The following is a 20,939-nucleotide window of genomic DNA, read 5'->3' as shown; positions in this document are numbered from 1 at the left end:
CGCGATCGAGTCGCTATGTTTACGGTGGCAACATGACAGACGATGATAACAGTGTCAACTTGGAAAGCGGCCTGGCCGCGCCAGCGCCGGCGCCGCACGGGGAGGGAGCCGCGCCGCGGGGCGGCTCCTATCACCATGGCGACCTGCGCGCGGCGGTGATCGCGGCGGGGATGAAGCGGCTGGCGGAGGGCGACGGGGGCGACCTGGGCCTGCGCGCATTGGCGCGCGACGTGGGGGTGAGCGCCACCGCCCTTTATCGCCATTTCCCCGACAAAGAGGCCTTGCTCGACGCGCTTGCCGACGAAGGGCTGCGGCGACTGGGCGCGCTTCAGGCGCAGGCGTGGCTGAAGGCGGGGGGCGGCAAGGCGGGCTTCCTTGCGACCGGCATCGCCTATGTCCGCTTCGCGCATGACGAGCCCGCGATCTTCCGGTTGAGCTTCACGCGGCAGATGCCGGAGCGTTATCGCGACGGCGGCGCCGACGGGGGAGAGACCGCCTATCATCTGCTGCGCGCCGGGGTGGCGCAGGCGCTGCCCCATCTCGACGATCCCGAACCCGCGTCACTCCACGCCTGGGCAGTGGTCCATGGCCTCGCCATGCTGATCCTCGATCACCGGGTCGAATGGGACGAGACGATGGTAGAGAAGGTCGTCGGCCTGACCTTCGGCGTCGCCGAATAGGAACCCTCCTTCCGGATGCACCATACGAAGAAGGGCGCGGAACCGCGATGGTTCCGCGCCCTTCCTGTTTGCGATCTTCGACGCGTCAGTTCGCAGAGCGATCCGGCGTCTCGGTATCGGCATCGGCAACCGCTTCGCTCGCGGCAGCGGGAGCGGTCGCTTCGGCGACCGCCGCGGCGAACTGCTCGGCGGTGAAGCTGGTGGCGAGGCCCTTGGGCGAGAGGAAGAAGGCATGGCGCGGCAGCTTGACGTCGCCGCTCGACGTCGCGACGACGATGCCGTCGGCTTCGACCAGCTTGACCTTGCCAACCACGGCGCTGCCATTCGCGCCAAGGATGCCGGCACCCGGCTGGATCGCGGCGTCGAGTGCGGCGGCGGTCTGGGCGGCCGCCTGATCGACCGCGGCGGTCAACTGCGCGCGGGTGATGGTGATCGCGGGGCCCTTGTCGGACTGGCCGAATGCATTCTTGGGCAGGGTGACCGGCTTGTCGCCCAGCATCACGACGATATTGTCGCCGACCTCGCTGGAAACCGGACCGATTTCGGCGCCTTCGGAATCATAGACGACCGTTCCGGGCGCAAGATTGGGGCCGGCCGCGGCCTGGGCCGCCTCCTGCGCTGCCGCCGGGGCAGCAGCGGCGAGGGCCATGCCGAGGGAAAGAGACGTCATCAAACAGGCGATCTTTCGCATCGCGTTCATTCTCCTTGGTGATCAACAGACATGCACGCTGAACCCGCCAGCGCGCGATATGGCCAACGCGATGCTGCCGAACCGTGCGTTCGGCGGGACGAGTCGTGTAATCGGCCGCGACGGGGCGGCGACGGCGCTCGGCGCCGATGTGCATTTTCGGCCGCAAAGGCCTAGGCTCGCCGCGGCTGTCCGAGTCCGGGGGCCCGCAAAGGAGAAAAAGGATGAGTGACGCAAGCTGGCTGCCGAGCCTGACGACCGAAACGCCCGAAGAGGGCTTCTTGCTCGCGGTCAAGATGGCGCGTGTCGCGGTCAAGCTGACGCAGCCCGACGCCGCGGTCCGTGATGCGGGGCGGGTGGCCTATGGCGGCAACGCCGATTCGCTGATCGCCGCGTCGCAGGTCGTCGCGACCCATTTCGCGACCGTTGCCGCGGCGAACGATTACTGGAAGGGCCGGTGACGGCCGGAGTGGGCGCGGCCCCCGAACTCGACATTGCGCGCTGGTTCAACAGCGCGCCGCTGTCGCTCGCGGCGCTGCGCGGCCGCGTCGTGGCGATCGGCGCCTTCCAGATGCTGTGCCCCGGCTGCGTCGCCAACGGCCTGCCGCAGCTCCAGCGGATATATGAGCTGTTCCCGAAGGAAGCGGTCGCCGTCATCGGCCTGCACAGCGTGTTCGAACATCATGCCGCGATGACCCCGGTGTCGCTCGAGCCCTTTCTCCACGAATATCGCATTGCCTTTCCGGTGGCGGTCGATCGCCACGACGATCCGGCGGGCATGCCGGTCACCATGGCGCGCTATGGCCTGCGCGGCACGCCGAGCCTGCTGCTGATAGACCGGCAGGGCCGCCTTCGCCTGCATCGCTTCGGCCATGTCCCCGACCTTGCCGTCGGCGCCGCGATCCAACAACTGCTCGACGAGGGGGAGGGCGCGATTCCGCCGGTCGGGCAGGAGGGCGACGTCTGCGCCGTCGGAGGCGATTGCGGCTGAGGGTGCGGGTCCGAGCCCGCTTCAACATGCTTCGTCATGCTGAAACAAGTTCAGCATGACATGGGGGTGAGTGCGCGGGGCATCGTGGCAACCTCCCCACGTTGACAGCGCGCGCCTCCGATCCTATATCGCGCCCACACCTCCTTACGTCCGGGACGGGTCCGACCTTGCGCAGCGGGCCACAGGAATAGGGCGTCGGGGATTTCGGGATGCGTTGAGAAGCTGCGGTAAACCGGCAACGGTTGCCTGCGGCCTTTTTGCGTCACTATCGCGCTCGCGACTTGATTTTTTGCAGGCGAGACAATCACATATGGCGACCAAGGCGACGTCGGTGGGCAAGGCCCTCGAAGCAACCGCAAGCAAGCGAATCCGCAAGCTGTTCGGCAACATCCACGAAGCGGTGGAGATGCCCAACCTCATCGAGGTGCAGCGCGAATCCTATGAACAGTTTCTGCGGTCCGACCCCTCGGTCGGTTATGTCTCGGGCCTCGAAAAGACGCTGCGCAGCGTTTTCCCGATCCGCGATTTCGCCGGCACCGCCGAACTCGACTTCGTCCACTACGAACTCGAAGATCCGAAATACGACGTCGAGGAATGCCGTCAGCGCGGCATCACCTATGCGGCGCCGATGAAGGTCACGCTGCGCCTGATCGTGTTCGAGGTCGACAGCGAAACGGACACCCGCTCGGTCCTCGATATCAAGGAGCAGGACGTCTACATGGGCGACATGCCGCTCATGACCGAGAACGGCACCTTCTTCATCAACGGCACCGAGCGCGTCATCGTGTCGCAGATGCACCGCTCGCCGGGCGTGCTCTTCGACCACGACCGCGGCAAGACGCACTCGTCGGGCAAATATCTGTTTGCCGCGCGCGTCATTCCCTATCGCGGCTCGTGGCTCGATTTCGAGTTCGACGCCAAGGACATCGTCAACGTCCGCATCGACCGCAAGCGCAAGCTGCCGGTCACGACTCTGCTTTATGCGCTGGGCATGTCGGGCGAGGACATCCTCAATTTCTTCTACGACCGCCTCGTCTTCGAACGCGCCGAGAATGGCTGGAAGGTGCCCTTCGTCGTCGAGAACTGGCGCGGTGCCAAGCCCGCGTTCGACGTCGTCGACGCCAAGACGGGCGAAGTCGTCTTTGCGGCGGGCCACAAGATCAGCCCGCGTCTCGCCAACAAGGCGGCCAAGGACGGGCTCGACACGCTGCTGATCCCGACCGAGGAAATCTTCGGCCGTTATTCGGCGTATGACCTGATCAACGACGCGACCGGCGAAATCTATATCGAGGCCGGCGACGAAGTGACGGCCGAGAATCTCGAAAAGATGGACGCGGCGGGCATCGACAAGCTGGTGCTGCTCGACATCGACCACAACAACACCGGCCCGTGGATCCGCAATACGCTGAAGGCCGATAAGGCCGAGGACCGCGACCAGGCGCTGAGCGACATCTATCGCGTCATGCGCCCCGGCGAACCGCCGACGCGCGAGACGGCGGAAGCGCTGTTCGGCGGCCTCTTCTTCGACCCCGAGCGTTACGACCTGTCGGCGGTCGGCCGCGTCAAGCTCAACATGCGCCTCGGCCTCGATGCCGAGGACACGGTGACGACGCTGCGCAGCGAGGACATCCTCGCCGTGGTTAAGGAATTGGTGAACCTGAAGGACGGCAAGGGCGAGATCGACGATATCGACAATCTCGGCAACCGCCGCGTCCGTTCGGTCGGAGAACTGCTGGAAAATCAGTATCGCGTCGGCTTGCTGCGCATGGAGCGCGCGGTGAAGGAGCGCATGTCGTCGGTCGACGTGTCGACCGTCATGCCGAACGACCTGATCAACGCGAAGCCCGCGGTCGCCGCGGTGCGCGAATTCTTCGGCTCGTCGCAGCTCTCGCAGTTCATGGACCAGACCAACCCGCTGTCCGAAGTGACGCACAAGCGCCGCGTGTCGGCGCTCGGGCCGGGCGGTCTGACGCGTGAGCGCGCGGGCTTCGAGGTCCGCGACGTTCACCCGACCCACTATGGCCGCATCTGTCCGATCGAAACGCCGGAAGGTCCGAACATCGGTCTGATCAACAGCCTCGCGACCTTTGCGCGCGTCAATAAATACGGCTTCATCGAGACGCCGTATCGCCGCATCGTCGACGGCAAGGTGACCAACGAGGTCGTCTATCTGTCGGCGATGGAGGAATCGAAGCACACCGTCGCGCAGGCGAACGCCGATCTCAACCCCGACGGCAGCTTCGCCGAGGAACTGATTTCGGCGCGCGAGGCGGGCGAATTCCTGATGGCGCCGAAGGGCCAGATCACGCTGATGGACGTGTCGCCGAAGCAGCTCGTTTCGGTCGCGGCGTCGCTGATCCCCTTCCTCGAGAACGACGACGCCAACCGCGCGCTGATGGGATCGAACATGCAGCGTCAGGCGGTGCCGCTGCTGCGGGCCGAGGCGCCCGTGGTCGGCACCGGCATGGAAGGCACCGTCGCGCGCGATTCGGGCGCGGCTATCGCGGCGCGCCGCGGCGGCATCGTTGACCAGGTCGACGCGACCCGCATCGTCATCCGCGCGACCGACATGGTCGAACCGGGCAAGTCGGGCGTCGACATCTATCGCCTGCAGAAGTTCCAGCGCTCGAACCAGAACACCTGCATCAACCAGCGCCCGCTGGTGAAGGTGGGTGAGGTGATCCGCACCGGCGACATCATCGCCGACGGTCCGTCGACCGAACTGGGCGAACTGGCGCTCGGCAAGAATGTGCTCGTCGCCTTCATGCCGTGGAACGGCTATAATTATGAGGACTCGATCCTCATTTCCGAGCGCATCGTGAAGGACGACGTCTTCACCTCGATCCATATCGAGGAGTTCGAGGTCACCGCGCGCGACACGCGCCTTGGGCCGGAAGACATCACCCGCGACATTCCGAACGTCGGCGAGGAAGCGCTGCGCAACCTCGACGAGGCGGGCATCGTCTATATCGGCGCCGAGGTCGGCCCGGGCGACATCCTGGTCGGCAAGATCACGCCGAAGGGCGAAAGCCCGATGACGCCGGAAGAAAAGCTGCTGCGCGCCATCTTCGGCGAAAAGGCGAGCGACGTGCGCGACACCTCGCTGCGCCTGCCGCCGGGCGTGTCGGGCACGGTCGTCGAGGTTCGCGTCTTCAACCGCCACGGCATCGACAAGGACGAGCGCGCGATCGCGATCGAACGCGAGGAGATCGAGCGGCTGAAGCAGGACGCCGACGACGAACGCTCGATCCTCAACCGCGCGACCTTCTCCAGCCTCAAGGAACTGCTGGTCGGCCAGACCACAAGCGCGGTGCCGAAGGGCATGAAGAAGGGCGAGGCGCTGACCGAAGAGCAGCTTGTCGAGCTCGAACGCTCCGACTGGTGGAAGCTCGCCGTCGTCGACGACCGCGCACAGGCCGCGCTCGAAGCGATCAAGGCGCAATATGACGAGGCGATCAAGCGCATCAACGCGAAATATGAGGATCGTGTCGAAAAGCTGCAGCGCGGCGACGAACTGGCGCCCGGCGTGCTCAAGATGGTCAAGGTGTTCGTCGCGATCAAGCGCAAGCTGCAGTCGGGCGACAAGATGGCCGGCCGTCACGGCAACAAGGGCATCATCAGCCGCATCCTGCCGATCGAGGACATGCCGTTCCTCGAGGATGGGACGCACGTCGATGTCGTGCTCAACCCGCTGGGCGTGCCGAGCCGCATGAACGTGGGGCAGATCCTCGAAACGCACCTAGGCTGGGCATCGCGCGGCTTCGGGCGGCAGATCACCGCGGCGCTCGACGAGTGGCGCGCGGCGAACCCGAACCCGGAAGCGGCATCGCCGCCCGAGGCGGTCCGCGAGGCGCTGCTCAACGCCTATGGCGAGGACTATGCCGCCGACATCGAGGCGCGGACGCCCGATCAGGTCGTCGACCTCGCCGGGCGGCTGTCGCTGGGCGTGCCCTTCGCGACGCCGGTGTTCGACGGCGCGCGCGAGGGCGACGTGTCGGCGATGCTCGAACGCGCCGGGCTCGATCGCTCGGGTCAGGTCGATCTGTATGACGGCCGCACCGGCGATCGCTTCGACCGCCGGGTGACGGTGGGATATATGTATATCCTCAAGCTGCACCACCTGGTCGACGACAAGATCCACGCGCGGTCGATCGGCCCCTACAGCCTCGTCACCCAGCAGCCGCTGGGCGGTAAGGCGCAGTTCGGCGGCCAGCGCTTCGGCGAGATGGAGGTCTGGGCGCTCCAGGCCTATGGCGCGGCCTACACGCTGCAGGAAATGCTGACGGTGAAGTCCGACGACGTGATCGGCCGCACCAAGGTCTATGAAGCGATCGTCAAGGGCGACGACACCTTCGAGGCCGGCATTCCCGAAAGCTTCAACGTGCTGGTCAAGGAAATGCGCTCGCTGGGCCTCAACGTCGAACTGTCGTCCTATGCGGACGAAGATCCCGACGAAGGTCCGGACGCTCTTCCCGAAGCCGCCGAATGATTTTTTCCTCACCCCTCTCGCTTGCCGCGAGAGGGGAAGATGGAGCCTGAAATATGAACCAGCTTACCAACTTCATGAACCCGGTGGCGAAGCCCGAAACCTTCGACATGATCAAGATCGGCATCGCCAGCCCCGAGCGTATCCGCTCGTGGTCGTTCGGCGAGATCAAGAAGCCCGAGACGATCAACTACCGCACGTTCAAGCCCGAGCGCGACGGCCTGTTCTGCGCGCGCATCTTCGGTCCGATCAAGGATTACGAATGCCTGTGCGGCAAGTACAAGCGCATGAAATACAAGGGAATCGTGTGCGAGAAGTGCGGCGTCGAGGTCACGGTGACCAAGGTCCGCCGCGAGCGCATGGGCCATATCGAACTCGCCGCGCCGGTCGCGCACATCTGGTTCCTGAAGTCGCTGCCGTCGCGCATCGGCCTGCTGCTCGACATGCAGCTCAAGCAGCTTGAGCGCGTTCTCTATTTCGAGGCCTATATCGTCCTCGAACCCGGCCTGACGCCGCTGGAGAAGTTCCAGCTTTTGACCGAGGACGAACTGCTCGACGCGCAGGACGAATATGGCGAGGACGCCTTCTCGGCCGGGATCGGTGCCGAGGCGATCCGCGTGCTGCTCGAGAATCTCGATCTCGAACAGGAACGCAGCGATCTGATGGAAGAGCTGGCGACGACCAAGTCGGAGCTGAAGCCCAAGAAGATCATCAAGCGCCTGAAGGTCGTCGAAAGCTTCATCGAATCGGGCAACCGTCCCGAATGGATGATCCTGGAAGTCATCCCCGTGATCCCGCCCGAACTGCGCCCGCTGGTGCCGCTCGACGGCGGCCGCTTCGCGACCTCGGACCTCAACGACCTCTACCGCCGCGTCATCAACCGCAACAACCGTCTGAAAAGGCTGATGGAACTGCGCGCGCCGGACATCATCGTCCGCAACGAAAAGCGCATGCTGCAGGAAGCCGTCGACGCATTGTTCGACAACGGCCGCCGCGGCCGCACGATCACCGGCGCCAACAAGCGTCCGCTCAAGTCGCTGTCCGACATGCTTAAGGGCAAGCAGGGCCGCTTCCGCCAGAACCTGCTTGGCAAGCGCGTCGACTATTCGGGCCGTTCGGTCATCGTGACCGGCCCCGAACTCAAGCTTCACCAGTGCGGCCTGCCCAAGAAGATGGCGCTCGAACTGTTCAAGCCCTTCATCTACGCGCGCCTCGACGCCAAGGGTCTGTCGATGACCCTGAAGCAGGCGAAGAAGTGGGTCGAGAAGGAACGCAAGGAAGTCTGGGACATCCTCGACGAGGTGATCCGCGAGCATCCGGTGCTGCTGAACCGCGCGCCGACGCTCCACCGCCTCGGCATCCAGGCGTTCGAGCCGGTGCTGATCGAGGGCAAGGCGATTCAGCTTCACCCACTGGTCTGCGCCGCGTTCAACGCCGACTTCGACGGCGATCAGATGGCCGTGCACGTCCCGCTGTCGCTCGAAGCGCAGCTCGAAGCGCGCGTGCTGATGATGTCGACCAACAACATCCTGTCCCCCGCGAACGGCAAGCCGATCATCGTGCCGTCGCAGGATATGGTCCTCGGTCTCTATTATCTGTCGATGGAGCGCGAGGGTGAGCCCGGCGAGGGCATGCTGCTCGCCGACATGGCCGAGGTGCACCAGGCGCTCTACACGGGCGCGGTGACGCTGCACACGCGCGTCATCAGCCGCGTCCCGCAGACCGATGAGCAGGGTAACAGCTACCTCAAGCGGTTCGAGACCACCCCGGGGCGCATGCTGATCGGCGAATGCCTGCCGAAGTCGCACACCGTGCCCTTCGACGTCGTCAACCGCCTCCTCACCAAGAAGGAGATCGGCGACGTCATCGACCAGGTCTATCGCCATACCGGGCAGAAGGAGACGGTGCTGTTCGCCGACGCGATCATGGCGCTGGGCTTCCGTCACGCCTTCCGTGCCGGCATCTCGTTCGGCAAGGACGACATGATCATCCCGGCGGCCAAGGAGAAGCTGGTCGACGAGACGCGCGCCCTGGTGAAGGATTTCGAGCAGCAGTATCAGGACGGCCTGATCACGCAGCAGGAAAAATACAACAAGGCGATCGACGCCTGGTCGCAGTGCGGCGACAAGGTTGCAAACGCGATGATGGACGAGATTCGCGCGACGCCGAAGCTCGACGACGGTCGCCTCGCGCCGATCAACTCGATCTACATGATGGCGCACTCGGGTGCCCGCGGTTCGCAGGCGCAGATGAAGCAGCTCGCCGGCATGCGCGGGCTGATGGCCAAGCCGTCGGGCGAGATCATCGAAACGCCGATCATCTCGAACTTCAAGGAAGGTCTGACCGTCCTCGAATATTTCAACTCGACCCACGGCGCCCGCAAGGGCCTGGCGGACACGGCGCTCAAGACGGCGAACTCGGGCTATCTGACCCGCCGTCTCGTCGACGTGTCACAGGATTGCGTGGTGATCGAGGAGGATTGCGGCACCGATCGCGGCATGGAAATGCGCGCGATCGTGCAGGGCGGATCGGTGATCGCGTCGCTCGGCGAGCGCATCCTCGGCCGCACGACGCTCGAGGACGTCACCGATTCCGACGGCACGCTGCTTGCGCCGGTCGGAACGCTGCTCGACGAAGCCACGGTCGCGAAGATCGAGGAGGCCGAGGTTCAGGCGGTCAAGATTCGCAGCCCGCTCGTTTGCGAAGCGGCGCTGGGCGTCTGCGCCAAATGCTATGGCCGCGACCTCGCGCGCGGCACGCCGGTGAACATCGGTGAAGCGGTCGGCGTCATCGCGGCGCAGTCGATCGGCGAGCCGGGCACGCAGCTCACGATGCGGACCTTTCACATCGGCGGCGCCGCGCAGGTCAACGAACAGTCGAACCTGGAGGCGATCTCCGACGGCACGATCGAATATCGCGACATGGAAACGATCGTCGATCAGCGCGGCCGCCGTCTGGCGCTGTCGCGTTCGGGCGAGATCGCGGTCATCGACCCCGAGGGCCGCGAGCGCGCGACCCATCGCCTGCCCTATGGTGCGCAGATCATGCACAAGGACGGCGAAAAGGTGAAGAAGGGCGACCGGATCGCCGAATGGGATCCGTTCACCATGCCGCTGATCACCGAAAAGAACGGTGTCGTGAAGTATCAGGACCTGATCGACGGCAAGACGCTGGCCGAACAGGTCGACGAGGCGACCGGCATCGCGCAGCGCGTCGTCATCGAATATCGCGCCACGGGCCGCGGCAAGAAGGAAGAGCTCCAGCCGCGACTGACCCTGCTCGACGAGACGAGCGGCGAAGCGGCGCGCTACCTGCTCGCGGTCGGCACGATGATCTCGGTCGACGACGGGCAGGACGTGAAGGCGGGCGACGTGCTGGCGCGCGTCACGCGTGAAGCGTCGAAGACGCGCGACATCACCGGCGGTCTGCCGCGCGTCGCCGAACTGTTCGAGGCGCGCATCCCCAAGGATAATTCGGTGATCGCCAAGATCAGCGGCCGCATCGAATTCGTCAAGGATTACAAGGCGAAGCGCAAGATCGCGATCGTTCCGGAAGAAGGCGATCCGGTCGAATATCTGATCCCCAAGTCGAAGGTGCTCGAGGTGCAGGAAGGCGACTATGTGAAGCGCGGCGACGCGCTGATCAGCGGCTCGCCCAACCCGCACGACATCCTTGACGTCATGGGGGTCGAGGCACTGGCCGAGTTCCTCGTCGCGGAGATCCAGGAAGTCTATCGACTCCAGGGCGTGAAGATCAACGACAAGCACATCGAGGTGATCGTCCGCCAGATGCTGCAGAAGGTCGAGATCACCGACGGCGGCGACACCACGCTGCTGCCGGGCGAGCAGCTCGATTATCTGGAGATGATGGAATATAACGCCAAGCTGCCCAAGAACGGCAAGCCTGCCGAGGGCCGCCCGGTCCTCCTCGGTATCACCAAGGCGAGCCTGCAGACGCGCAGCTTCGTCTCGGCGGCGTCCTTCCAGGAAACGACCCGCGTCCTCACCGAAGCATCGGTGCAGGGCAAGGTCGACTCGCTGATGGGCCTCAAGGAGAATGTCATCGTCGGCCGCCTGATCCCGGCGGGCACCGGCGCGGCGATGAACCGCGTCCGCGTCACCGCGTCGTCGAAGGACGCCGCGCTGCGCGCCGCCATGCGCGCCGCGAACGAGGCGCACCTCGTCGCGCCGCAGACGGCGGCCGAGGAGCATGCGGCCGAGCTGGCACAGGGCCCCGAAGCCGCGCTGGGCGACGATCCGCTCGGCAAGGTGCAGGGCGAGGACTTCACCACCGACGACGTGATGGTCGAGGACCGTCCCGAAGGCGGCGAGGAAGAATAAGCCTCACGCCGGCCCGACGGCCAAAGGAAAGAAGCCCCGCCGGAGCGATCCGGCGGGGCTTTCTTTTGGGAGTCCGGTGGCTCGCGAATATGTCTGCGTTCGGCACGGCCAATCCTTCCCGTTGCGCTACCCTGAACGGGATTGGTTCGTCTCCTCCCTTGGAACATGGCGGATCTCGCTCCCCGGCGAAAGCCGGGGTCCGGAAGCGGCAGCGCCATCTGGCATGGACCCGGCTTTCGCCGGGGAACAATTCCTGTCGGGCAGGGATAATCCCCAGCTTCAGGGGGCGCGGCCTGTCCTTGAACGAAGGTGAGGTCGGCCACGGATGTCGAAACGAGTTCGGCATGGGCAAGAGGCCGAGAGTTTCCGGTTGGCCCTCTTTTCAATAGATATTGAGAATCAATATCAAATATAGTAAGCGGCAGCCATCGACGCACGCATGGGAGGGAAAGATGGCGGACAAGGCGCAGCGACCGATCCTGAAAGGGCTGGTCATGGCGGCGACCGTGATCGTCGCTCTCGCGTTGTTGCTGGCTGCCGCGCTGCGATGGCGGGAGAATGGCTGGGGGGCGCTGGTCTGGCTCGCGGCCTTCGTCGCGACCTTCGCCATTCGCACGCCGCATGCGAAGCGCAACCGCGCCAATATCGTGGTCGATGCGCGCAAAGGACTGGACGAAATCCTGCTGCTTACGGCGATGTTTCTTGCGATGATGGTGCTGCCCCTTCTTCATCTTGTGGTAGGGGGTTTTGGCTTTGCCGACTATTCGCTGCCCGACTGGGCGACGGCGATCGGGGCGCTGGCGCAGCCCGCCTATCTGTGGCTGTTCTGGCGCAGCCATGCGGACCTTGGCCGTAACTGGAGTCCGGGGCTGGAGGTTCGCGACGGGCACCAGCTGGTTGCAAAGGGCATCTATGCCCGTATTCGCCATCCCATGTATGCTGCGATCTGGATATCGGCGCTCGCGCAGCCGCTGTTGATCCATAATTGGATCGCCGGCTTTCTGGTCGTGCCGGCCTTCGCGGCCATGTGGTTCCTTCGCGTTCCGAACGAGGAGGCTCTGATGCGCGGCCGTTTCGGCGACGCATGGGACGAATATTGCGCGCGCACCGGCCGTTTGTTCCCGAAAAGGGCGCGCTGAATCGATGAATGAAAAAGCCCGCCGGCGCGGCCGACGGGCTTCTGGTTCTGGAAATGGGCGGGCCGGTGCTGGCGCCTCGAAGGCGGCCGGCCCGGTGCTGCTAGGGCGCGAGGATCGCGACGGTCAGGTAGAGCAGCAGCGGCAGGCCGAAGCCGAGCAAGGTCAGCGCCACGAAGGCGACGCGTGTCCACAAGACGTCGAAGCCGAACTGATCGGCCAGGCCGGCACAGACCCCGAAGATCAGGCCGTCCTGACGATTCTTGCGAAAACCCTGTTTCATGTTGTTCCTTTCGATCCCAGCCACGGGGGCCGGCGTTGCTGGCGAAGGCGGCGGCTGGTCAGACGACCAGCGAGCCGACCTGCGCGTTCTGGGCGGCAATCGCCATCAGCAGGGCCGAGGCATAGAGCGATGCGAAGGCGGCAAGGGCGTAGCTCTTGAACGAGTCCATGTCGAAACGGGCCATTGTGAAGTTCCTTTCTTTCCTCCCATCCGGACTATCCGGTGGATGCCCCATGTTTTGCAGGGACCGTGCCAATTGCGTTCATTGGCGGTTCAGCGCGGTTTTTGCGGCTCTATTATTTTATTTCGCCGTGATAATTGCGCGATGATGGGAAAAAATGCCATTGATCGGTCAAATATATACAGCTTGGATCCGGCGGGCGTTTTTCGTCACCCCGCATGGAAGGCCGGTCCGCCCCCGGTTCGTGGCCAATGAACCCGCCCGCTGATCCCGCTGTCGCGCCGCACGGGGCGAAAGAGCGGTTTCCCTTGGCGTGGGAAATATCCTACGCGGAAAGCCGATGACGCTGATCCGCCTCTCGCTGACCGATTTTCGCAATCACGCCGGCGCGGATCTGGCCGCTGGTCCGGGGCTGGTCGCGCTCCACGGCGACAATGGCGCGGGCAAGACCAATATATTGGAGGCGATCTCGCTGCTCGCGCCGGGTCGCGGGCTGCGCCGCGCGCCGCTCGCCGAGATGGTGCGCGACGGGGCGAGCGGCGGCTTCGCGGTGTTCGCGGAGGTGCTTGCGGGCGACGATCTGCCGCCGGTCGCGCTCGGCACCGGGATCGAGCCCGCGCATCCGGGGCGGCGGCTGGTGCGGATCAACGGCGGCGCGGCGGCGGCGACCGCGCTCGGCGACTGGCTGGCGGTGCTGTGGCTCACCCCCGCGATGGACCGGCTGTTCGTCGAGACCGCGGGGAACCGGCGGCGCTTCCTCGACCGGCTGGTGCTGGCGCTCGATCCCCGCCACGCGCAGCACGGCAACCGCTACGAGGCGGCGCTGCGCGCGCGCGGCAAGCTGCTCGCCGACGCGACTTCGGCGGACCCGCAATGGCTTGCCAGTCTCGAAGCGCAACTCGCCGAGCATGGCGCCGCAATCGACGCGGCGCGGCAGCACACGCTCGCGGCGCTGTCCGCCGAACTGGCGCAGCAGCCCGACGCCCCCTTCGCGCGGCCGCTGCTGACGCTCGTCGACAGCGAAGGGGAGGCCCGCGCCGAACCATGGACGGCCGAGGCGCTGCGTGCGCTGTTCGCGGGGCGGCGGCGGATCGACGCGGCGGCGGGACGGGCGACCGCCGGGCCGCACCGCGACGATCTGTCCGCCGTCCACGCCGCGAGCGGCCGCGCGGCGGCGCGCTGTTCGACCGGCGAGCAAAAGGCAATGCTGCTCTCGCTCATCCTCGCGCACGGCGATTGCGTGGCGCGGGCGCGGGGGCGGCGGCCGGTGCTGCTACTCGACGAGGTCGCCGCGCACCTCGACCCCTCGCGCCGTGCCGCGCTCTATGAGCGGCTCGCGGGGCAGGGCGGGCAGGCATGGCTGACCGGAACCGAGCCGGCGCTGTTCGACGCGATGCCGGGCCCGGTGATGCGATTCCATATCGCGGGCGGTCGGATTTCGGCCGCATGAAGAATAACCAATGGGAGGTGCGGGATGCCGTGGAGACACTCAGCCACGCTGGTTGGCGCGCTGATGCTCGGTTCCGGGGCGGCCGCCGAGCCGCCTGCGGCGACGCCCTATGTGGAACTGATTGGACGGCTCGAAAATCTCCACGATTATCAATCGACGAACGATCCCGATGACGTGCTGGATCACGGCTGGATGACGGCCAGGCTGCACGTCTCGCGCGTGCTGAGCGGTCAGCGCCTGGCCCGCGTCATCACCGTCCGCTATTTCGGCCACACGCACATTCGGGACGGCCGGAAAATGCGCTGGAAGCTGCGACGCGGCGATGACGGGACGTATCTCATCTGTGTGCCGCCGGGCAGCGTTGGCGTGCAATGTCCGTGACGGGACGGCAGTCTAGAGAATTTCCCGTACCATGTCCTGCGGCCGGCAGTAACGCACGCCCTTGTCGGTTTCGACGAAGGGCCGGTTCACATAGGCGGGATTGGCCACCATCGCGGCGATGATCGCGTCCTCGTCCGCGTCGGGCAAGCCCCGCTCTTCGGCGTCGGTGCCGCGCAGGCGAAGCGCTTCGCGCGCCGTCAGCCCGGCGTCCGCGAAGAGTTGCCGCAGCTTGTCGGCGGTGTAGGGAGTCTTCAGATATTCGACGACCTCGACCTCGACGCCGGGCGTCTCTTCGAGGATGGCGAGGGTCTTGCGCGAGGTGCCGCAGGCCGGATTGTGCCAGATGGTCGCTTTCATGCGCTCGCTCCTACCGCGCGGGTCCGGCGCGGGCAAGGTCGTGAAAAAGGGCGCCGGCGTAAACCCGCTATTCATGGCGAATATGCCACATTCTCCCGCATGACGAAGCACGACCGTCTTGCCTTTGCCACGCGGACAGGCGCTTATGACGGTCGAGGAGCCGCCGGCTGGCGGCCGTTGCGGGGTTGGGTTGCACGTGAATGATATGATGGATCGCAGGGCGATGCTGGCGGCCTTGGCCGGTGCGGGGGCGATGGCCGCCGCCCCGGCCCGCGCGCAGCTCCCCGACTGGATTCGGCAGCCGGTGGCGCCGCCCGCGCCGCCGGTCGATTATCTGGCGGTCGCGCGCCAGCAGCTCGAACGGCAGGGCAACCGAATCGGCCAGACCGATCGCGTCGGCATCGTCGATTTCGGACTGCCCTCTTCGCGTCCGCGCTTCGCGCTCGTCGACCTCGTCGCGGGCACCATCGACCTCTATCCGGTGACCCACGGTCGCGGTTCCGACCCGCAGCACGACGGTTGGCTCAAGAGTTTCTCGAACCGCGTCGGATCGCTGGCCAGTTCGCGCGGCGCCTATCGCACCAGCGACTATTATTGGGGCGCCAACGGCTCGTCGATGCGCCTCGCGGGGCTGGAGCCCGACAACAGCAACGCCGACATCCGCGCGATCGTCGTCCACGGCGCCTGGTATGCCGACCCCGCGCTGATCGCGACGCAGGGCAAGCTCGGGCGCAGCGAAGGCTGCTTCGTGTTCGGCGAGGCGCTGCTGCCGCAAATCCTCTACAAGCTCGGCCCCGGACGCCTGCTCTTCGCCGACAAGCTGAGCGTATCGCCGCCGCCGGCGCCGTTCGAGCTGCCGCCGGTCGCGGACAATATCATCCGCACCGGCGCCAACGGAACGCTGCCCAAGACGGCGGATTAGGGCATGATCGTCCTCGACTGAAAAGGATAGTGTCCCCGCGAAGGCGGGGACACAGAGCATTCTGGCGCCGACGCTGGCTCTTTGTCGCTCTGGGCTCCCGCCTGCGCGGGAGCACGCGGCTGTCGGCTTAGACTCTGATAACTTTGGATTGACCTACCTCGTCATTGCGAGCGGAGCGAAGCAATCCAGGGCGGTTTACGCAAGCTCTGGATTCCCGCGCGGCTTCGCCGCTCGCAATGACGAGTCCATTCGATGTCATCCCGCTCCGGCTATTCAATGACGATCCCATGCAGCGTCACCCGGCTATGACCGTCAGGCTCAATAGATTCCGGTCGTCGCTTGCGTCGTGACGTTGGGGGCCGGGATCGTCGGCACCACGGTTGGCGGCGCCGGGGAGATGACGACCGCCGCGGTGCGGCCGGGCTTGGCAAAGCTGGCGACGACGGGCGCGTCGCGGCCATAGATGTCGGCGAGTTTCTTCACCCCGCCTTTGGCATCGGGAACGACCGTCCAATAGGCGACATAGACCGGGAAGGGATTTTCGAAGCCGAAGCGCGTCGTCTTGCCGCTCGCCACCGCCTCGCCGAACTCTTCGGGGCTGCGGCCGGCGAACATCACCGCCATCAGGCCCGAGAAGTGCAGCGCGCGCTCGGTGCGGATGCAGCCGTGGCTGAACGCGCGCGCCGCCTGCGCGAAGGCGCCCTTCGACGGCGTGTCGTGCAGGTAGATGGCGTGTTCGTTCAGCATCTCCATCTTCATCACGCCCAGCGCGTTGTTGGCGCCGGGCTGCTGCACGACCGACAGCGTCTTGCCGCTGCCCGTCCAGGTATAGCCCTGCGCGCGCGCGGAGGCGGGATTGCGCGCGATCGTCGCGCCGATGCCCTCGTTGATGATGCTGCGCGGCAGCGTCCAGGTCGGGTTGAGGATCACGCCCGTCGCCATCGGGTTGAGCTGCGGCGTCGGCGTCGACGGCTTGCCGACCACCGCCTTGTGCGTTGCGATGACGACGCCGTCGTGAACGACGCGAGTCAGATATTCGGGGACGTTGCTGACGACATAGCCCGACCCCAGGTCGCGCGGCATCCAGCGCCAGCGTTCCATGTTGACGCGGATCGCATTGGTGTCGGCGGGCGTCTTGGCGACGGCGAGCGCGGCCTTGAGCGCGGCGAAATCGGGATGGACCGGGTCGAGGCCGAGCAGCGCCTCGGGAACCGAATTGGACAGCAGCGCGGAGGTGAGCAATGCGATCAGCGGCGTCTGCTCGGCGTCGTTGTCGGTCATGAACCACTGCTTGCGCGCCGCGTTCGGCGTGCGCCCGTCGCGCATATGCGTCGCGAGCAGCAGGAAGCTGTCGGTCGCGACCTTGTCGAGCCGCGCCTGGTCGCCGCCGGCGATCGCGGCCTGCAGCCCGTCGGGGTTGTAATCCTTTGGAAACAATCCTTCGGCGCCGACATTGCCGATGAAGGCGAGCAGCGCCTTGGCATTGTTCGCCGACCAGTCGGGCAGATTGGCTTCGGCCAGCGTTTCGACGACGGGCGCGTCGTCGGTGACCTTGTCGGGTTGCAGGACGACCGAATCCTCCTTGACGTCGGTCGTCTGCGCGAGGGCTGGTGCGGCCGCGAAAAGAAGCGGCAGGGCGAATGCGAAGCGGGGGGAGAGTTTCGACATGCGCCCCGCCATAACCGAGTTTCCAAGGGTTTGGAAGCGCGGGACGGGTGGGCAGGGTGGCTCCGAATGGAGGTGGTGCCGGAGTTCGATGGCCTTGACCGGCGTCGCGATTGCGACCCCGGATTTGATCAGGGAGAAGCAATCTCGGAGCAATTCAGAGCGCCGTGCTTAATCCGGACCAACTGAAATCCGTTCGTGTCGAGCGAAGTCGAGACACCCATCGACGTAGCGCAAGGCCAATGGGTGTCTCGACTTCGCTCGACACGAACGGGACAGCGATTCAGGATAGAGGCGCGATGCTCCCGCCGCGCTCTGGATTGCCACGCGGTTTCGCTGCTCGCAACGACGCCGAATGGCCGGCTTCGGCCCCGCGCCCTACCCCTTCGCCTCGGCATCCTGCCGCGCGAGCCAGTCCTCGAGCCATTTGATCGTGTAGTTGCCGTCGATCACGTCTGGGTCGGCAAGCAGCGCCTGATGCAGCGGGATGTTGGTCTTGATCCCGCCGACGACCATCTCGTCGAGCGCGCGGCGCATCCGCATCATGCAGCTTTCGCGCGTCCGGCCATAGACGATCAGCTTGCCGATCATGCTGTCGTAATAAGGCGGGATCGCATAGCCCGCATAGAGCCCGCTATCGACGCGGACGTGCATGCCGCCCGCGGCGTGATATTGCGTCACCTTGCCCGGCGAGGGCAGGAAGCTGCGCGGGTCCTCGGCGTTGATCCGGCATTCGATCGCGTGGCCGCGGAATTCCAGATCCTCCTGACGGACCGACAGGCCGCGCCCGTCGGCGATGCGGATCTGTTCGCGGACGAGGTCGAAACCGGTGATCATCTCGGTCACCGGATGCTCGACCTGGATGCGGGTGTTCATCTCGATGAAGAAGAATTCGCCGTTTTCCCACAGAAACTCGATCGTGCCGGCGCCGCGATAGTGCATCTTCGCCATCGCATCGGCGCAGATCTGGCCCATGCGCGCGCGCTCCTCGGCCGAGATGACGGGCGAGGGCGCTTCCTCCAGCACCTTCTGGTGGCGGCGCTGGAGCGAGCAGTCGCGCTCGCCGAGGTGGATCGCATTGCCGTTGCCGTCGCCGAACACCTGAAATTCGATGTGGCGCGGATTGCCGAGATATTTCTCCATATAGACGGTCGGATCGCCGAATGCCGCCGCCGCCTCGCTCGATGCCTGGCCCATCAGGCTTTCGAGGCTGTCGGCGTCGGGAACGACCTTCATGCCGCGGCCGCCGCCGCCCGACGCCGCCTTGATCAGCACCGGATAGCCGATCTCCTCGGCCATCCGCTTCGCCTCGTCGCCATAGGTGACGGCGCCCGGCGAGCCGGGAACGACGGGCAGGCCCAGTTCGACCGCGGTGCGCTTGGCCTCGACCTTGTCGCCCATGGTGCGGATATGCTCGGGCTTGGGGCCGACGAAGGTGATGCCGTGCGCTTCGATGATCTCGGCGAAGCGCGCATTTTCCGACAGAAAACCGTAGCCGGGATGGATCGCGTCGGCGCCCGTCACCTCGGCCGCCGAAATGATCGCGGGAATGTTGAGATAGCTGTCCTTCGCCGCGGGCGGGCCGATGCATACCGCCTCGTCGGCGAGGCGGACGTGCATCGCGTCGGCGTCGGCGGTCGAATGCACCGCGACTGTCTTGATCCCCATTTCGTGGCAGGCGCGGTGGATGCGCAACGCGATCTCGCCGCGGTTGGCGATGACCAGTTTCTCGATCGTCATCGGATGAATCAGCCGATGGTGAACAGCGGCTGGTCGAACTCGACCGGCTGGCTGTTCTCGACATGCACGGCCTTCAGCGTGCCGGAGGTGGGGGCGGTGATCGGGTTCATCACCTTCATCGCCTCGATGATCAGGACGGTGTCGCCCTCCTTCACCGACGATCCGACGCTGGCGAAGGTCGGCGCCCCCGGTTCGGGCGCGAGATAGACGGTGCCGACCATCGGCGACTTGACCGCGTCGGCGAAGCTGTCGGCGGCGGGCGGCGGCGCCGCGGCGGGAGCGGGCGGCGCGAGGGGAACGGCGGCGGGGGCCGCGGGGGCGAAGGCGACAGGCGCGGCTGCGGCGGCGGTCAGCGTTCGCGCGACGCGCACCTTGCGGTCGCCGTCCTCGACCTCGATTTCCGAAAGCTGCGTGTCGTCGAGCAACTCGGCGAGCGCGCGGACGAAAGCCGGATCGATGTTGATGCCCTGATCCTTGTGGTCACCCATTGCGATAGTTCCTGTTGTTGTTGTGGTGCCTTGGTGGCACTCGACCCCTGTTCTGGTCGCGCCCTCTTGTCAGAGACGCGCGGCGGCGTCCAGCGCCAGCGTGTAGCTGTTCGCGCCGTGCCCCGCGAAATGCGCGGCCGCCGCCATGCCGATATAGCTGATATGGCGAAAGGATTCGCGGCTTTTCGGGTCCGATAGATGAACCTCGATCACCGGCACCGCGATCGACTTGATCGCATCGTGCAGCGCGATCGAGGTGTGCGTATAACCGCCGGCGTTGAGCAGCACCGCCTTCGCGCCCGCGAAATGCGCTTCGTGCAGCCAGTCGATCAGCACCCCCTCGTGGTTCGACTGGCGGCAGTCGACGGACAGGCCCAGCCAGGCCGCCTGCGCGGCCAGCCGCGCGTGGATGGCGTCCAGCGTATCGTGGCCGTAGATTTCGGGCTCGCGCGTGCCGAGCAGGTTGAGGTTGGGGCCCGAAAGGACGAAGACGACGGGGGTTTCGGAGGAGGTTTCCGGCAAAGACCTGGCTTTCGGTTGCGGCGGGGCTGGCTCCCCCTATATGGGCTGCACGGCGAAACGCAAAGAAGGGCAGCGGCGGTGATTGCGATCATCCTCAACGGAGAGCAGAGGCAGGTGCGCGGGGGCAGCATCGCCGACCTCGTCGCGTCGCTCGGGCTCGACGTGAAGAAGGTCGCGGTCGAACGCAATCGCGAGATCGTGCCGCGCTCGACCCTTGCCGACGTGGCGCTCGCGGACGGCGACGCGCTGGAAATCGTCCATTTCGTGGGAGGCGGCTGATGGCGGTCGCGCGGATCGTGCCCAATCGCTATGCCGGCGACGTCCGGGAAGGCGCGGGCTTTTTCAACGATGTGCTGGGGCTGGAAACGGCGATGGCGATCGATTTCATCACCATCTATCGTTCGTCCACCCAGCCGACGGCGCAGATCAGCGTCCTGACCGACGACCCGTCGGGGCTGCGGCCCGCCTATTCGGTGGGCGTCGATGACGTCGATGCGGTGCATGCCCGCGCGGTCGCGGCGGGGCACGAGATCGTCTACGCCCTGCGCGACGAGCCCTGGGGCGTTCGCCGGTTTTTCGTTCGCGATCCCCTCGGCGACATTGCGAACGTGGTGCAGAACAAGGATTGA

At 65.8% G+C, this 20,939-nt stretch carries 19 protein-coding genes; 11 read left to right on the top strand and 8 right to left on the bottom strand.

The features are described 5' to 3' along the window. Positions 1-32 precede the first annotated feature (32 nt). Entirely contained in the window at positions 33-680 is a 648-nt protein-coding gene (locus C3E99_RS10795; RefSeq protein ID WP_104959778.1) for a TetR/AcrR family transcriptional regulator, read from the top strand. 85 nt (positions 681-765) lie between these two features. On the opposite strand, the gene C3E99_RS10790 is transcribed toward C3E99_RS10795, so the two are convergent. Beyond that, a complete protein-coding gene (locus tag C3E99_RS10790; protein ID WP_234002450.1) occupies positions 766-1,350 on the bottom strand; it encodes a hypothetical protein in 585 nt (194 codons plus the stop codon). A 242-nt stretch (positions 1,351-1,592) separates the two neighbouring features. Here C3E99_RS10790 and C3E99_RS10785 point away from each other — a divergent pair, with 242 nt between their 5' ends. The 5 genes from C3E99_RS10785 to C3E99_RS10765 all read left to right on the top strand — a co-directional run bounded on the left by C3E99_RS10785 (position 1,593) and on the right by C3E99_RS10765 (position 12,324). Further along, positions 1,593-1,829 carry a hexameric tyrosine-coordinated heme protein gene (locus C3E99_RS10785; RefSeq protein ID WP_076076248.1) on the top strand — a complete coding sequence of 79 codons (237 nt, stop codon included), beginning with the start codon at positions 1,593-1,595 and terminating at the stop codon, positions 1,827-1,829. Further along, positions 1,826-2,359 (top strand): redoxin domain-containing protein, encoded by a 534-nt coding sequence (locus tag C3E99_RS10780; RefSeq protein ID WP_199775003.1) that lies wholly within the window; start codon positions 1,826-1,828, stop codon positions 2,357-2,359. Before C3E99_RS10785 ends, C3E99_RS10780 begins: the two co-directional genes overlap by 4 nt. A gap of 310 nt (positions 2,360-2,669) precedes the next feature. Then, entirely contained in the window at positions 2,670-6,848 is a 4,179-nt protein-coding gene (gene rpoB, locus C3E99_RS10775) for a DNA-directed RNA polymerase subunit beta (RefSeq protein ID WP_076076244.1), read from the top strand. Positions 6,849-6,901: 53 nt separating this feature from the next. After that, positions 6,902-11,185 carry a DNA-directed RNA polymerase subunit beta' gene (gene rpoC, locus C3E99_RS10770; RefSeq protein ID WP_067109266.1) on the top strand — a complete coding sequence of 1,428 codons (4,284 nt, stop codon included), beginning with the start codon at positions 6,902-6,904 and terminating at the stop codon, positions 11,183-11,185. A gap of 452 nt (positions 11,186-11,637) precedes the next feature. After that, positions 11,638-12,324, top strand: coding sequence for a protein-S-isoprenylcysteine O-methyltransferase (locus C3E99_RS10765; protein WP_199775002.1), 687 nt, complete (start codon positions 11,638-11,640; stop codon positions 12,322-12,324). A gap of 100 nt (positions 12,325-12,424) precedes the next feature. On the opposite strand, the gene C3E99_RS10760 is transcribed toward C3E99_RS10765, so the two are convergent. Continuing rightward, positions 12,425-12,604, bottom strand: a complete 180-nt coding sequence (locus C3E99_RS10760) for a PspC domain-containing protein (protein ID WP_067109263.1) — start codon at positions 12,602-12,604, stop codon at positions 12,425-12,427. Positions 12,605-12,662: 58 nt separating this feature from the next. Further along, on the bottom strand, positions 12,663-12,788 hold the full coding sequence (locus C3E99_RS20250) for a hypothetical protein (RefSeq protein WP_255211446.1): 126 nt from the start codon (positions 12,786-12,788) through the stop codon (positions 12,663-12,665). Between the two features lie 337 nt (positions 12,789-13,125). Here C3E99_RS20250 and recF point away from each other — a divergent pair, with 337 nt between their 5' ends. Beyond that, positions 13,126-14,235 (top strand): DNA replication/repair protein RecF, encoded by a 1,110-nt coding sequence (gene recF, locus C3E99_RS10755; RefSeq protein WP_076076243.1) that lies wholly within the window; start codon positions 13,126-13,128, stop codon positions 14,233-14,235. A 24-nt stretch (positions 14,236-14,259) separates the two neighbouring features. After that, entirely contained in the window at positions 14,260-14,616 is a 357-nt protein-coding gene (locus tag C3E99_RS10750) for a hypothetical protein (protein ID WP_158682255.1), read from the top strand. Positions 14,617-14,628: 12 nt separating this feature from the next. Here C3E99_RS10750 and C3E99_RS10745 read toward each other — a convergent pair whose 3' ends face one another. Beyond that, positions 14,629-14,973 (bottom strand): arsenate reductase family protein, encoded by a 345-nt coding sequence (locus C3E99_RS10745; protein WP_076076240.1) that lies wholly within the window; start codon positions 14,971-14,973, stop codon positions 14,629-14,631. A gap of 205 nt (positions 14,974-15,178) precedes the next feature. Between C3E99_RS10745 and C3E99_RS10740 the strand changes: the two genes are divergently transcribed. Further along, positions 15,179-15,895 carry a murein L,D-transpeptidase catalytic domain family protein gene (locus C3E99_RS10740; RefSeq protein ID WP_234002449.1) on the top strand — a complete coding sequence of 239 codons (717 nt, stop codon included), beginning with the start codon at positions 15,179-15,181 and terminating at the stop codon, positions 15,893-15,895. Positions 15,896-16,213: 318 nt separating this feature from the next. Here the strand turns inward: C3E99_RS10740 and C3E99_RS10735 are convergent, their stop codons facing one another. The 4 genes from C3E99_RS10735 to C3E99_RS10720 all read right to left on the bottom strand — a co-directional run bounded on the left by C3E99_RS10735 (position 16,214) and on the right by C3E99_RS10720 (position 20,310). Further along, positions 16,214-17,563, bottom strand: a complete 1,350-nt coding sequence (locus C3E99_RS10735) for a L,D-transpeptidase family protein (RefSeq protein WP_234002448.1) — start codon at positions 17,561-17,563, stop codon at positions 16,214-16,216. A 375-nt stretch (positions 17,564-17,938) separates the two neighbouring features. Then, positions 17,939-19,300 carry an acetyl-CoA carboxylase biotin carboxylase subunit gene (gene accC / locus C3E99_RS10730; RefSeq protein WP_076076237.1) on the bottom strand — a complete coding sequence of 454 codons (1,362 nt, stop codon included), beginning with the start codon at positions 19,298-19,300 and terminating at the stop codon, positions 17,939-17,941. 8 nt (positions 19,301-19,308) lie between these two features. Continuing rightward, on the bottom strand, positions 19,309-19,788 hold the full coding sequence (accB, locus tag C3E99_RS10725; protein WP_104959776.1) for an acetyl-CoA carboxylase biotin carboxyl carrier protein: 480 nt from the start codon (positions 19,786-19,788) through the stop codon (positions 19,309-19,311). A 69-nt stretch (positions 19,789-19,857) separates the two neighbouring features. Beyond that, positions 19,858-20,310, bottom strand: coding sequence for a type II 3-dehydroquinate dehydratase (locus tag C3E99_RS10720; protein ID WP_076076234.1), 453 nt, complete (start codon positions 20,308-20,310; stop codon positions 19,858-19,860). Positions 20,311-20,388: 78 nt separating this feature from the next. Between C3E99_RS10720 and thiS the strand changes: the two genes are divergently transcribed. Both thiS and C3E99_RS10710 read left to right on the top strand, forming a co-directional pair. After that, the gene (gene thiS, locus C3E99_RS10715; protein ID WP_174521678.1) at positions 20,389-20,589 is read left to right on the top strand and encodes a sulfur carrier protein ThiS; all 201 of its coding nucleotides are present in this window, start codon (positions 20,389-20,391) and stop codon (positions 20,587-20,589) included. Further along, entirely contained in the window at positions 20,589-20,939 is a 351-nt protein-coding gene (locus C3E99_RS10710) for a VOC family protein (protein ID WP_067113501.1), read from the top strand. Before thiS ends, C3E99_RS10710 begins: the two co-directional genes overlap by 1 nt.

This window comes from Sphingopyxis sp. MG, assembly GCF_002953155.1.
In the GTDB taxonomy this organism is placed as follows: Bacteria; Pseudomonadota; Alphaproteobacteria; order Sphingomonadales; family Sphingomonadaceae; genus Sphingopyxis; species Sphingopyxis granuli.
This window is presented reverse-complemented; position numbering and strand designations above follow the sequence as displayed.